This window comes from Streptomyces sp. NBC_01450 (assembly GCF_036227505.1).
Taxonomy (GTDB): domain Bacteria; phylum Actinomycetota; class Actinomycetes; order Streptomycetales; family Streptomycetaceae; genus Streptomyces.
In genome coordinates this window covers 10,639,216-10,651,538 of sequence record NZ_CP109480.1, presented here as the reverse complement: position 1 = coordinate 10,651,538, position 12,323 = coordinate 10,639,216, and the positions used below count along the sequence as shown (strand labels likewise).

Annotated in this window: 8 protein-coding genes and 2 pseudogenes; 3 read left to right on the top strand and 7 right to left on the bottom strand. The window is 69.8% G+C overall.

Annotated elements, in window-relative coordinates:
• The first annotated feature begins 37 nt into the window (after nt 1-37).
• Both OG568_RS47505 and OG568_RS47500 read left to right on the top strand, forming a co-directional pair.
• Nucleotides 38-688 (top strand): carbonic anhydrase, encoded by a 651-nt coding sequence (locus OG568_RS47505; RefSeq protein ID WP_329536131.1) that lies wholly within the window; start codon nt 38-40, stop codon nt 686-688.
• 359 nt (nt 689-1,047) lie between these two features.
• Nucleotides 1,048-2,286, top strand: a complete 1,239-nt coding sequence (locus OG568_RS47500) for a SpoIIE family protein phosphatase (RefSeq protein WP_329536130.1) — start codon at nt 1,048-1,050, stop codon at nt 2,284-2,286.
• Nucleotides 2,287-2,417: 131 nt separating this feature from the next.
• Here the strand turns inward: OG568_RS47500 and OG568_RS47495 are convergent, their stop codons facing one another.
• The 4 genes and pseudogenes from OG568_RS47495 to OG568_RS47480 all read right to left on the bottom strand — a co-directional run bounded on the left by OG568_RS47495 (nt 2,418) and on the right by OG568_RS47480 (nt 8,864).
• On the bottom strand, nt 2,418-3,299 hold the full coding sequence (locus OG568_RS47495) for a hypothetical protein (protein WP_329536129.1): 882 nt from the start codon (nt 3,297-3,299) through the stop codon (nt 2,418-2,420).
• Between the two features lie 10 nt (nt 3,300-3,309).
• Nucleotides 3,310-4,530, bottom strand: coding sequence for a ricin-type beta-trefoil lectin domain protein (locus OG568_RS47490; RefSeq protein WP_329536128.1), 1,221 nt, complete (start codon nt 4,528-4,530; stop codon nt 3,310-3,312).
• Nucleotides 4,463-5,938 (bottom strand): annotated as a pseudogene (locus OG568_RS47485) (glycoside hydrolase family 97 catalytic domain-containing protein); the annotation flags it as partial. The pseudogene OG568_RS47485 and the gene OG568_RS47490, both read right to left, overlap by 68 nt.
• 154 nt (nt 5,939-6,092) lie before the next feature.
• The gene (locus OG568_RS47480) at nt 6,093-8,864 is read right to left on the bottom strand and encodes a ricin-type beta-trefoil lectin domain protein (RefSeq protein WP_329536127.1); all 2,772 of its coding nucleotides are present in this window, start codon (nt 8,862-8,864) and stop codon (nt 6,093-6,095) included.
• A 293-nt stretch (nt 8,865-9,157) separates the two neighbouring features.
• Here OG568_RS47480 and OG568_RS47475 point away from each other — a divergent pair.
• Nucleotides 9,158-9,547 (top strand): annotated as a pseudogene (locus OG568_RS47475) (beta-1,3-glucanase family protein); the annotation flags it as partial.
• Nucleotides 9,548-9,716: 169 nt separating this feature from the next.
• Here OG568_RS47475 and OG568_RS47470 read toward each other — a convergent pair.
• From OG568_RS47470 to OG568_RS47460, 3 genes are all read right to left on the bottom strand, one after another.
• The gene (locus OG568_RS47470) at nt 9,717-9,992 is read right to left on the bottom strand and encodes a hypothetical protein (protein ID WP_329536126.1); all 276 of its coding nucleotides are present in this window, start codon (nt 9,990-9,992) and stop codon (nt 9,717-9,719) included.
• Between the two features lie 353 nt (nt 9,993-10,345).
• Nucleotides 10,346-11,047, bottom strand: coding sequence for a response regulator transcription factor (locus OG568_RS47465; RefSeq protein WP_329536125.1), 702 nt, complete (start codon nt 11,045-11,047; stop codon nt 10,346-10,348).
• Entirely contained in the window at nt 11,044-12,270 is a 1,227-nt protein-coding gene (locus OG568_RS47460; protein WP_329536124.1) for a sensor histidine kinase, read from the bottom strand. The genes OG568_RS47465 and OG568_RS47460 overlap by 4 nt, the downstream gene beginning before the upstream one ends.
• Nucleotides 12,271-12,323 lie beyond the last annotated feature (53 nt).

Here is a 12,323-nt window from a genome sequence, read left to right as displayed (position 1 = left end):
CGGTGTAGTACGCAGTGTCTGGACGTAGCCTGCGGCCATGGCTGACACCCCGCACCTGACGCCGTCCGAAGCCCTCGACCTGCTGCTGGCCGGCAATCAACGCTTCGTCGCGGGCTCCCCACAGCACCCGAACCAGGACGCCGCGCGCCGCGCCGCAACGGCACCCGGCCAGCGCCCGTTTGCCGTGCTCTTCGGCTGCTCCGACTCACGCCTCGCCGCGGAGATCATCTTCGACCGGGGCCTGGGCGACCTTTTCGTGGTCCGCACCGCAGGCCACGTGGCCGGGCCTGAGGTGCTGGGCAGCATCGAGTACGGAGTGAGCGTCCTGGACTGCCCGCTGGTCGTCGTGCTGGGCCACGACTCGTGCGGCGCCGTCGCGGCGACCCGTGCCGCCCTGACTGACGGCCTGGGCGCCACCGGATACGTGCGCGACGTCATCGAGCGCGTCACGCCCAGTGTCCTGGCCGCCCGCGCCGCCGGGCTCACCCAGGAGGACGACATCATCGCCGAGCACATACGGCACACTGTCGACCTCCTCCTGGACCGCTCCCGGGTACTCGCCGACCAGGTCACCGCCGGACGGACGGCCGTGGTGGGCCTGTCCTACCGGCTGGCTGACGGCAGTGCCCGCCTCGTCACCGCCCGAGGTCTTCCGGCCGAAGAAGCTGCCCCAAGCCTGGGCGCCTGAGCGGAGAGGGAGCGGCGCGGCTGCCCTGCCAACGAGTGCTGGTGCCGACCGCTGCGGTCGTAGGCTCCTTCGGTCGGCCGGGGGCGGTGGTGCCAACCCAGCCGCCGTTGTGACCGGCACCGGAGCCCTGCGAATGTCCAAGACACGTGACGCCATCGTCGTCAGGGCCCGTGCGAAGCGGCAGTAAAGCCGTCCCCGCCTGCGTACTCTGCCAGCGGGCCGCTGCTTGACCTGTGTGGATACAGGCGCAGCCATACGGCCCTGCACTGACGTCTTGCTCCTCTCCGGAGCCCGGCCGCTGGAGCGCGCGTAGATTGGAAGTGCAGGCAGCCGCGCTCGCATGCTACGGAGAGCGCGTGATGACAGCGGACACTGATTTCACGGCATTCTTCGACGCCACACCAAGCCCGTACCTCATGCTGGACACGGACCTGGTGGTCCGCTACGTCAATACGGCATACCTGCAGACCACCGGCCTGACCAGAAGCCAGCTGATCGGAAAGTACTTCTTCGACGCCCTGCCGGAAAACCCTGCCGCTCCCGACGACACACAACAGAACCTCAGGGCGTCCCTGCGCCGGGTACTGGACACCGGGAAGCCGGACGCCTTGGTGCTGCAGCGGTACGACATCCCCGCCCTCCACCAGCCAGGATGGTTCGAGGAGCGATGGTGGTCCGAGATCCACACCCCGATTCCCGGGCCCGACGGCGAGGTGAAGTGGATCGTCCAACGGGCCGAGGACGTCACCTCCTTCGTCCACTCTCGCCGGGCACGCCAGCTCACCGAGGAGTTCACCGAGCGGGAGAAGGGCATGGCGGCCGAGCTGTACGCGCGGGCTCACGAGCTTCACCGACTGAACCAGGAACTGCGCCAGGCCCACACCCGCGAACGGCAGGTCGCCGTCGCCCTGCAGGAAGCCATGCTCTCCGCCCCCGACCTCGACCACCACACCGGCAACATCGCCGTGCGCTACCTACCGGCGACCACATCACTGAACGTGTGCGGCGACTGGTACGACGTCGTCGACCTGCCACCCGACCGCTACGCCGCAGCGGTCGGAGACGTCGTCGGCCACGGCTTGCACGCCGCCGCCGTCATGGGCATGCTCCGCAGCGCCCTGAGCGCAGCCATCCGCGCCCTTCCCAGCCCCGCCCAGGCCCTGGAAGTCCTCGGCCTGTACGCCCGCTCCCTGGACGGCGCGACGGCCGCGACCGCGGTCAAGGTACTCATCGACACCCGCAGCAGACTGATCATCTACAGCAGCGCCGGACACCCACCCCCCGTCCTGCTCCACTCCGACGGGACCTGCGAACTGCTGGACCGAGCGACCGATCCGCCGCTCGGCGCCCGCCCGCACCATGTCCCCCGCCCCCAGGCCGGCCTGTCCTACACCCTAGGGGACACTCTCGTGATGTACACCGACGGCCTCATCGAGCGCCGCGACGAGGACATCGACGCCAGCCTGGCACGCCTGACCACAGCCCTGGCCAAGGACAGCGCCCTCGCCCCTGACCAGCTGGCCGACGCGCTGTTGGCCCGTCTCGACGTCACTGGGGGTGCCGCCGACGACATCGCCCTCATCGTCATCCGCCTATGACCCTACGCGGCCTCTCGACAGCTCTCGACTGCTCTCTCGACAGCTCACCGCACACGGCGGACACGTCTGGACACTTTCTAGAACCACTGAACTTGAAAGCGTGACCATCGCCGCTCGTCGCATCACCACCATCACTGCTCTGCTGGACCCAGCGTCGGCACAGGCTCCGCACGTGCTGTACCGGCCGGGCCTGCCGTCCGACACCGCCTGGACCTCGCACGTGTACTGACCGGGTGCCGTCCTCCTCCACCCGCCGCCCCGACGACAGGGCTCGCGCGGCGGCGGGCGGGAGATCGGCGCTTGAGAGGTACGTGCCTACGGCGTGATCGTGACCGGGCCGTAGTCCGGTTGCTCCGCAGGTACAGGTTGCCCAGCGTGTAGACACCGGCGGGCACGTAGACGATGCCCTGTCCTCCGTTCGCGGAGCCCCACGCGGCGGCGTCGTCCAGTGCGCGCTGGACGGCCGTTGTGCTGTAGTCGCCGGTGTTCGGCTGCACGTTGTACGGGGTGCTCCGCACGTTGAAGATCCCGGTGCCGCTGGTCGACGGACGGTCGGACTCCGCCGGGTCGGCCGCGATCACCAGGTTGGGGCGGCCGTCCAGTTTCACGATCAGGTAGTCGTCGTGCCGCACGGTGAAGGTCAGGGTCGAGCCGCTGACCGATCCACTGAGGTTCAGCTTCCGCGGACTGATGCTGTACGAGCCGATGTCGGTGTGGTTGGTCTTCGTCACCGCCATGGTGGCGGTGCCGGTCCCGAGGGCTAACTGGGCGATGTCGTACCCCGGGTACTTGGTGACGGGGACGGACGTTCCGTTGACGGTGAGCGTGTAGTCCGTCGACGCCGGGTAGATCGACGCGACCGGGTACACCGCCACGCCCGCCGATGCGGCCTGGGCGGGACGGGGAAGTCCCACCAGGGCCGCGACGGCCAGCAGGAGCGCGGTCAGTCCGAGAGCCAGGCCGCGCGCGGTACGGCGCTCGACTGCGCCGGCCGCCGTGAACGGTGATCTCATGGGGATTCCTTCAACTCCTCGTCCACACCTGGTTGGTACCGCCATTGCAGGTCCACAGCTGTAGCTGGGTGCCGTTTGCGGTGCCGGCGTCGACCGCGTCCAGGCAGGTGCCGGAGCCGAGGTTGACGATCGTGCCGTCGGAGCGGACCCGCCACTTCTGACCGTAGGTGCCGTTGCAGTCGTGGATCTGTACGGCGGTGCCGTTGGCGGTGGCTCCTGAGGCGGCCTCCAGGCAACGGTTGGCGAAGACGGTCAGTTCACCGCTCACCGTGGAGTACCAGGTCTGGTTGGTGCCGCCGTTGCAGTCCCACAACACCGGGCGAGTGCCGTTGGCCTGGTCGCCGCCGGGCAGGTCCAGGCATCGGCCGGACTGCTTCTCCTTGTAGGCGGCGGCGGTGTTGGCGCGGTACCAGGTCTGGTTGGTGCCGCCGTTGCAGGTCCAGATCTGCAGCAGGGTGCCGGTGGCGGTGCCGCCCCCGGAGGCGTCCAGGCACTTGCCCGAGCCTGGATTGACCACCGTACCGTCGCTGTTGACGGTCCATTGCTGGGCCGCCGAGCTGTTGCAGTCGTAGATCTGCACCGCCGTACCGTCGGCCGTCGCGCCGCCCTTGACGTCCAGGCACTTCGCCCCGCCGTAGACCGTCAACTGCCTGGTCGGAGAGGCGGTCCAGGTCTGGTTGGCCTGGCCGTGGCAGTCCCACAGCGCCACCTGCGTACCGTTGGTCTGGCTCGCCCCGGGGACATCCGCGCACAGGCCGGACTGACTGCCCTTCAGCGCGCCGGCCTGACCCCGGGAGGAGCAGGTCGACATGCCGGACGTGTAGGGGCACAGGGCCGTCACGAAGCCACCGTTGGCGAGCTCCGGTACCGACAGGGTGTCGGAGCTGGTGACGACGCGGGTCTCGTGGGTCAGGCCGCCGGAGCCGTCGCGGACCGTCTCGGCCAGCCACTGCCCGGCGCCGAGGAAGGACAGCTGGGTCTGGGAGGTCTTGGCGGACAGGGCCGAGATGCCGCCGACGAACCAGCGTCCGCCCGCGCGACGGGCCAGGTACGTCTCCTTTCCGGGGCTGCCACCGAGCAGGCGCGTCTCTTCCCAGGCGGGGGGGCAACTGGTCGAGGATGCGCAGCGCCTCGGGGTGTGCCTCGTAGCTCTCGGGGCTGTCGGCGAAGTGCTGCCAGCCGGACTCGAACACGACAGAGGTGGCCAGTTCGTGGGCGTCGGTGGTGTCACGGCCGGTCATGCTGAACACCACGGGAGTGAAGTCCATGCTGGAGATCACGTTCCGGGTGTAGGGCAGGATGGTGTCGAAGGCGGCGCGGTTGCGGAACTGTTCCGAGCCGTACACCGCCTCGGCGGCGACCACCTGGGGCCAGGTGCGCTGCATGCCGCGCGGCATGGCGGTGCCGTGGAAGTTGACCATGAGCTTCAGGTCCGCGGTCTGGGCGAGGACGACGTCGTACCACTGCAGGGTCGGCTGGCTGTACCCGTCGATGAAGTCGATCTTCACCCCGGCCGCTCCCCAGTTCTTCACCTGCGGCAGCCACTGGTCTCGCTGTGCTGCGGTGCGCAGATCCGAGGAGTTGAACCAGAGGACGACCTGGACGCCTCTGGCCTTGGCGTAGGACACGATGTCCGCAACCCAGGAGGACGACCAGCCCTCGTCGATGAGGACATAGGGCCATCCGTGGCGCTGGGCGAAGTCGATGTACTGCTTCTGCCGGTCCTCACTGGACGGGCTGCTGTGTTCGCTCAGCCAGGACCAGGCGACGGCGCCCGGCTTGATCCAGGAGGTGTCGGTGACCTTGGAGGGCGCGGCCAGGTCGTCGACGATCGTGGACTGGGTGACGCTCGCCAGGTCGCCGATCGCCGCTGTGCGCCACGGTGTCGACAGCGGCAGCGTGCTGGTGATCCCGCCTTCCAGCTGGGCGGTGTACGTGGCGGAGCCGGACGTGTGGGACAGGTAGGAGGCGGCGTACCGGCCGTCGAGGTCCGTCTCGGCCACCAACGCGTAGGCGTCGCCGACCTGGAACAGCGCGGGCAGGTGGTAGGTGTTGGTCGGAGCGCCACCGGCGGTGGTGGCGAACCACTGGCCCTGGTCCTCGCGGTCGGGCGGCACGAGCCATGCGTTGGACGAGGCGGGGACCGTCCACGACGACGCCTCACCGGTCACGGTCACCGATCCGCTGCCCGGCAGTACGTAACGGTAGGCCACACCGGTGTCCGAGGCACGGACCACGACGTCGAGCCGGGCGTCGCCGGTACCCGAGAAGGACAGGGTCGTCTCGGTGTAGGCGGTCTGCCGATCGCGCTGCTTGCCCGTGGTCATCGTGTACGACTCGGTGACCGTCCGGTCGCTGCGCCGCAGGAACGTCAGGTTCTTCGTCAGGTCGGCGGCGCTGGTGCGGATCCCTATCGAGGACGGTGACAGCACGGTCTGTCCGTGGCTGGAGGCGGCGAAGGCGAGGGTGCCGTTGTCCAGCGTGACCTGTGCGGCGGTCGGGGAGCCCGCGGACGGGCCGGTGACGGTCCAGCCGGTGGCCGCGGCCGCGGCGTGCGCCGGCACGACCAGGAGGGCGACGGGCAGCAGCAGTGCCGGCAGACAGCGTTGCAGCAGGCGTCTGAGCGGTGTGGTGGGCATGGGCCTCCTTCATCGAGGTGAGTGGTGACGAGGGGCGTGCGCCAGGCCGTACGGTGCCGCCGAAGTGGCGGGCAGGCGACGCCGGGAGAAGGCCCGCCGGGCCGTGAGCGCGAGCGGGACGGCTGCGGCCCGGCGGGGGCGGAGGCCAGGGAGGCTAGGTCAGCCGCCAGATCTGGTTGGCGCCGCCGGTGCAGGTCCAGATCTCCAGCGCCGTGCTGTTGGCCGTGCCGTGTCCGACCGCGTCCAGGCACTTGCCGGAACCGACGTTGACCACGCTGCCGTCGGAACGCACCCGCCACTGCTGGTCGGTCCCGCCGTCGCAGTCCCAGATCTCCACCCCGCTGCCGTCGGCGGTGGCACCACCGGTGACCTCCAGGCACTTGGAGTCGTAGACGGTCAGCTGGTTGCTGGTGGAGGAGGTCCAGGTCTGGTTGGTGCCGCCGTTGCAGTCCCACAGCCCGGGCTGCGCGCCGTTGGTCTGGCTGAAGCCAGGGACGTCGACGCAGCGGCCCGACTCCTGGCCCTTGACGGCCCCCGAGACCGCGCCGCGGATCCAGCTCTGGTTCGTGCCGCCGGTGCAGGTCCAGATCTCCAGCAGGGTGCCGGGCGTTCGGCCGCCCGCGGTGGCGTCCAGGCACTTGCCCGAGCTGGGGTTCAGCACCGTACCGTCGCTGTTGACGGTCCACTGCTGGGCCGCCGAGCTGTTGCAGTCGTAGATCTGCACCGCCGTACCGTCGGCCGTCGCGCCGCCCTTGACGTCCAGGCACTTCACCCCGCCATAGACGGTGAGCCGGCCGGCGGGCGTCAGGGTCCAGGACTGGTTGGCGGCGCCGTTGCAGTCCCACAGCGCGACCTGGGTGCCGTCGGCCTGGCTTGCCCCGGGCACGTCCGCGCACAGTCCGGACTGGCGGCCCTTGAGGATGCCGCCGTGGTTGCCCGGGGGATTGGCGGTGACGGAGAGGTTGTCGAACTGGTCGGTCCGGTAGCCGACCACACCGATGCCGACCTGGCCCGCGGCGAAGGAATCGTCGGTCGCCGTGCCGAGGGTGGCGCCGTCCGCGGTGGCGGTGATCAGGTCGCCGGAGAAGCCGAGGGCGAGGGAGTGCCACGAGTTGGTGCCCAGCGCTGCCCGGCTGCCGGAGGCCAGCGTGGTCAGGTTGCCGGCCGCTGAGCTCTTGACGATGGACCAGGCGCCGGTGTCGCTCAACCGCAGTCGGTACGCGGCCTGGTGGCTCTGCGGACGGTTCTGGGTGTTGGCGCGGCCGAGGAGTTCGACGGTGCCGGTCTGCCGCAGATCGACGTCGGCCTTGGCGGTGTAGTCGCTCCACGTCGGGTCGCCGACCAGCGAGAAGGGGTCGGAGTCGTCCTGCCATTCGATCGGCTTGACCGGGGTCACCTGCTCCACGCACTGCCCCGTCCGGCCGTCGGCACACGGGCGCGCCTCGAACGAGCCCTGCATGTCGGACAGATACGTGGCCTCGGTGCCGGTCGCGTAGTTGTCGAAGGTGTCGCTGTAGGGCAGCGCGAGGGCGTGGGCGGCGGGCGCGGTGGCGGTGCCCTTGCCTTGGCCGGTGGTCGTGGTGACGCTGTAGATCCAGCCGGGTTGCAGCGTCAGCGTGTACGAGCCTCCGGACGGGGTGACGTCCTGGGTGTGCACGAAGTCCGTGGCGGCGCTCGGGTTGTTCACCCGGGTCGCCCACACATGCACCGAGCCGGCGGACAGGCCGCCCTTCACCTGGACGTCGACGGTCTGCGCCGAACCGGCGGTGGTGGTCTCCAGCACCGTGGAGTAGTCGGAGCCGTTCGGCGACTTCAGGGTCACATAGGTGCCGTTGGACTCGGCTCCGCCGAGGTAGCCCGACGCGGAGTCGACGAACGTCCAGCCCGGCCGGGCGACCTGGGTGACCTGGGCGGTCGCCCAGGTGTTCTCGCCGATCGCGTAGTTGCCTGACCACGGCGAGTTGGCGGTGGCCAGGCCGACCGTGCCGAACGGCAGGTTGGGGTAGAGGGCCGCGACCAGCGGCCAGTTGAGGTACGCGGTCATCCGCGCGTCCACGTATCCGCGCACGATCGAGCGGATCAGCGCCGGCGCCCCGGCGTCCATGTCCAGGGAGCCGTTCTCAGAGGCCCAGAGCGGCTTGCCGTTGTTCTTCGCCGTGGTGGTGCTGGAGCAGGAGCGGGCGTCGCCGCCGTCGCCGCCCGCGCAGGGGTAGTGGGCGCCGATGACCGAAACGGCGTTATTGAAGGCCGTGTTGTTCGCCATGTCGTCGGCGACGCTCCAGCCCGAGTCGTCGGCGACGATCCGCACGGCGCCGTATCCGGCGTTGTCCAGCGCGGACCGCAATCGGACGTACCAGTCGGCGTCATGGCCCTTCTCGTTCCAGCCGCCGAGGTAGCTGACGGTGAGCCCGTGCTGTCTCGCGCAGTCCAGCCAGGTGATCAGGTAGTCGATGGTGTCGGTGGACCAGAACCCGCCGTCGATCCAGCCGGGCGCGGCCCAGGTCAGTCCGTATAACTTGATGTCCGGGTTACGGGCCTTGGCCTGCTCGGCGAGCCAGAACTCGTAGCCCGCGTCGCAGTTGACCTGTCCCTTGGTGTGCTCGATGGACGGTTCCGAGCCGTCTGTGGAGTTGGCGTCCCCGCCGATCTCCAGTTTCAGTAACTGCAGGGTCGCGCCGTAATCCGGCTTGAACAGGTAGTCGAGGATCTGTGACTGCTGGGCGGCCGGATAGTCCCGCAGCAGCCGGGAGTTGCCCCCGCCGCCGCTGATCGCACCGATCCCGTCGAACGTCCGGCCGCTTTGACCGCCGTCCACCGTGATCGTCGTGGCCGTCGCCGCCCGGGCCGGCGGCACACCCGCCACGAGAAGGGCGGCCACAAGAGCCGTGAGCCACAGGGGCAGGAGGAATTTCAGGGTTCGCTGCACAGCGTCGTCCTTCTCCAGTGGGGGGTGAGGACTGCCTATGAGAGCGCTCTCACACGAGCGCAATGTCGAACCGTGCGTGGAGGTTTGCGCGCCAGTGTGGAGTCTTGTTGATTTACAGTCAAGGTCTATACCAAAGAACCCGTTTGAATCAGACGGGAAGCGTTGGTCCGGCCCAGGCCGCGAGCGATCGACGCGCGACCTGACCTCCGAGCGCAGTCACACAGTCGCCCATCTCGACGGGTACATGATCGATACTTAACGCCGCCAAACAGGTCTATGCCAATCGAGTACTCGTGCGTCGGGGAGCAGGGCACGGGTTCCATCCTGTCCAGGAGTGCCTCTTGCTCTCACGACGCGCCTTTCTCTCCGCCGCTGCGACCGCCCCCGTGGCCGCACTGGCCGTCCCGGTCCTGGTGCCCGGGCGTGATCGGCGGACGCGTCTGGCTCTCCATCGGAAAGAAGATCCAGTTCTTCGTCTACCCCGGCCCGGAACCGATTGGACGTGCAAGTTCACGTCCAACAGCACCAACCTGTACGCGAACATCAGCTATGTGGATCTGGTGGCCGCGCCCATCTCCATGCGGACCGACAGCAGTTCGGGCAGCCAGTCGGTCAGCCCGCTACCGGCAGGAGCGCTCTCCTCCTTCGCGTCGGGGCTCGTCACCCAGTACCAGACCGATGGCGCCCCCTGGAACTCCCTCGTGGTCACGAACAGCAACGGCACCGACCTGCGCGTCATGTCCCTCATACACTCCTCCACGGACTTCGGCAGCCACTGGAAACCACTGGACGATCTGGGCCCGCCCGCGGCGGAGGGGTCCCTGGCCTCGGCACACCAGCCGTTCCGGACGTTCACGGCTGTCCGGGGCTTTGGTGTTTACCCGAGTAGTTCCGCCGGTCGGCCTTTACGGTGCGGCACTGGGTGGGGATGGAAGTGCCGTCGATCAGGACCATCTCCCCGCCCTGCTCGGCGACTTTCTTCAGAACTCGGTCCAGGCGTGTGGCGTGCGCGGCCAGCAGGGCGATCAGCGCGTCGCGCCGGCGGCGAACAGTGGGCTCGGAACTGTTGTTGCCGCCGGCCGGGTCGGCCGGGCGCTGATCGTGACGCAGCACGGCCAGGACGATCACCGCGATCCTCCCGGCGGCAGGATCCGCCACCTGGACCGTGTCGACTTCAGGCGGCGTCGCAACAGGTCGGCGAAGTGGGTGACGGTGTGCGTGGACAGCGGCAGACGGCACGGGCTGACAAGACCACAGGTGTTCTCGGCGTGCTCTTTGGTTCTGGTCACACCGTTCCAACAGCCGCCGGGGGCAGCCCGGTTACGCCCGCGCGGCACCGCTCCGGGCGACGGTGTTCCTGGTCTGCTTCCGACAGGCCGTGCGGTGACCGCGAGGTTCGGAAAGGGCTCCCCGGCTCCTTGTGTGAGACCCGGGCCTGGTCACTTGCCCTGGGCAGCTGGTCGACGCGGCCGACAAACAGGTCAAGGAGCGCCGCGACCCAGGTGAGCGGCAGGGTCTGGCCGAGTCGGAGGACGACTCGCCTCTCCGCCCAGCCCTGCGCGCATGGCGAGCAGCCCGGCCTGTACCCGGCTCTCGCAGTGCAGTTTCTCCATGATCCGCGAGACATGGGCCTTCACGGTCGGCACGCGCAGGCTCAGCCGCCGGCCGATCTGGGCGTTGCTCAGCCCGTCCGCTATCGCCACCAGCACCTCCCGCTCGCGTGGTGTGAACGGGGGCAGCCGGGGCGGCACGGACGGCGGTGGCTCGGCGGCCGCCCGGGCCACCAGGTGGTTCACCGCCTCGGGGGCGAGGGCGTGGAGGCCGGCCGCGGTGTTCCGTACCGCGTCGAGGACCTGGCCCGGCTGGGCGTCCTTGAGCAGGAAGCCATGGGCGCCGGCCTGAAGCGCCGGCAGCAGATAGGTTTCGGCGTCGAACGTGGTCAGCATCAGGATCCGCGGCGGTGCGGGCAACGCGGACAGTTCCCTGGCGGCGCCCACTCCGTCCAGGCCGGGCATCTGCACGTCCAGCAGCACCACGTCAGGGGTCTCACGGGCGCAGGCCTCGACCGCGGCCCGCCCGTCGTCGGCCTCGGCGACCACCGTGATGTCGGGAGCGGTCTGCAGCAGCAGGCGCAACCCGGCGCGGACCAGGGCCTCGTCGTCGGCGAGCAGGACCCTGATCACTGAGCCTCCCCGGCGGGTTCTGCCCTCATCGTCTCCTGCTCCTGCTCCTGGTTCGGTGCGGGCGGGGCGACGGGCAGCCGGAGCAGGAGGCGGAACACGCCGTCCCGGTTTCCGGTGTCCAGGGTGCCACCGAGGAGCGCGGCCCGCTCCCGCAGACCGCGCAGGCCCAGGCCCGCGCCCTCGCCGGCCGCCTCGCCGGGCACGCCGGTCACCGGATTGGTCACCTCGCACTCCAGGTACTCCCCGTCCACCCCCAGCCCCAGCGTGGCGCGGGCGCCGTCGGCGTGTTTGCGGATGTTGGTCAGCGCCTCCTGGACGACACGGTAGACCGTGTGCTCCACCGCCGGCGGCAACGGCCGTGCACCCGACCGAAGTTCCGTCACCGTCGCGGACCACAGCGCCCAGTCCACGGGCACGCCCGCCACCGCCGAGTCGGCCAGCAACTGGGGCAGATCCCGCAGACCCGGGCCGGGCTGGAAGGAACTCTCGACGGTCTCCGGGTCGCGCAGCACATCGAGGATCTGGCGCAGCTGAGCCAGCCCGCGCCTGCCGGTGACTCTGATCAGCTCGCCGGTCTCGCGGGCTCGCTCCGACTCCTTCGGGTCCACACTCAGCGCGCCCGCGTGCAGCGTGATCAGGCTCACCTCGTGAGCCACCACGTCGTGCATCTCACGTGCCAGCGCGGCCCGTTCCTCCGCACGGACCCGGCGGGCGATCAGCAGCGCCTCCCGCTCGGCCTGCTCGGCGCGCTCGGCCAGCTGCTCCAGCCTGGTGTGCCGGTACCGGATCACCGTGCCGCGCCAGGCGGGCGCGCCCACCAGCAGGGCTGCCGCCATGACTCCCACCACCGGGGCGCCCGTGGTGAACTGGCTGAGCACCGCGGTGGCGTAGACGCCGTACCGCAGGGGGCTCGTTGCGCGCCGTCTGGCCAGCGAGTACATCGCGAACGGCAGGGCCGGTTGAACGGTCAGCAGGCTCGCTCCGGCGACCACGGCCGCCACCAGAGTGGGCCGGTCGCATCGCCAGGCCAGCAGGAGCCCGGTAGCGCACTCCAGGACGAGGGAGACAGCGAGCGGCAGTGGCAACAGGGACCGCGGTGTGGCGGTCGGCAGCAGCCCTCCAGTGGCGATCAGCCCCGCCAGCACCCAGGCGAGCGGCTCGGAGGGCCACTGGATCCGGGCAGGGCGAACCGCGACCGAGGTCGGCGCAGAGGAAACGGACACGTGTTCCACGGTAAGGGGCCTTTCGGGGAGATCGTTCCGGTAACCGCCGCCGA

Bases quoted from the DNA above. Each gene is read 5' to 3' on its own strand.
- OG568_RS47495 (WP_329536129.1), bottom strand. From the start codon at position 3,299: ATGAGATCACCGTTCACGGCGGCCGGCGCAGTCGAGCGCCGTACCGCG.
- OG568_RS47505 (WP_329536131.1), top strand. From the start codon at position 38: ATGGCTGACACCCCGCACCTGACGCCGTCCGAAGCCCTCGACCTGCTG.
- OG568_RS47500 (WP_329536130.1), top strand. From the start codon at position 1,048: ATGACAGCGGACACTGATTTCACGGCATTCTTCGACGCCACACCAAGC.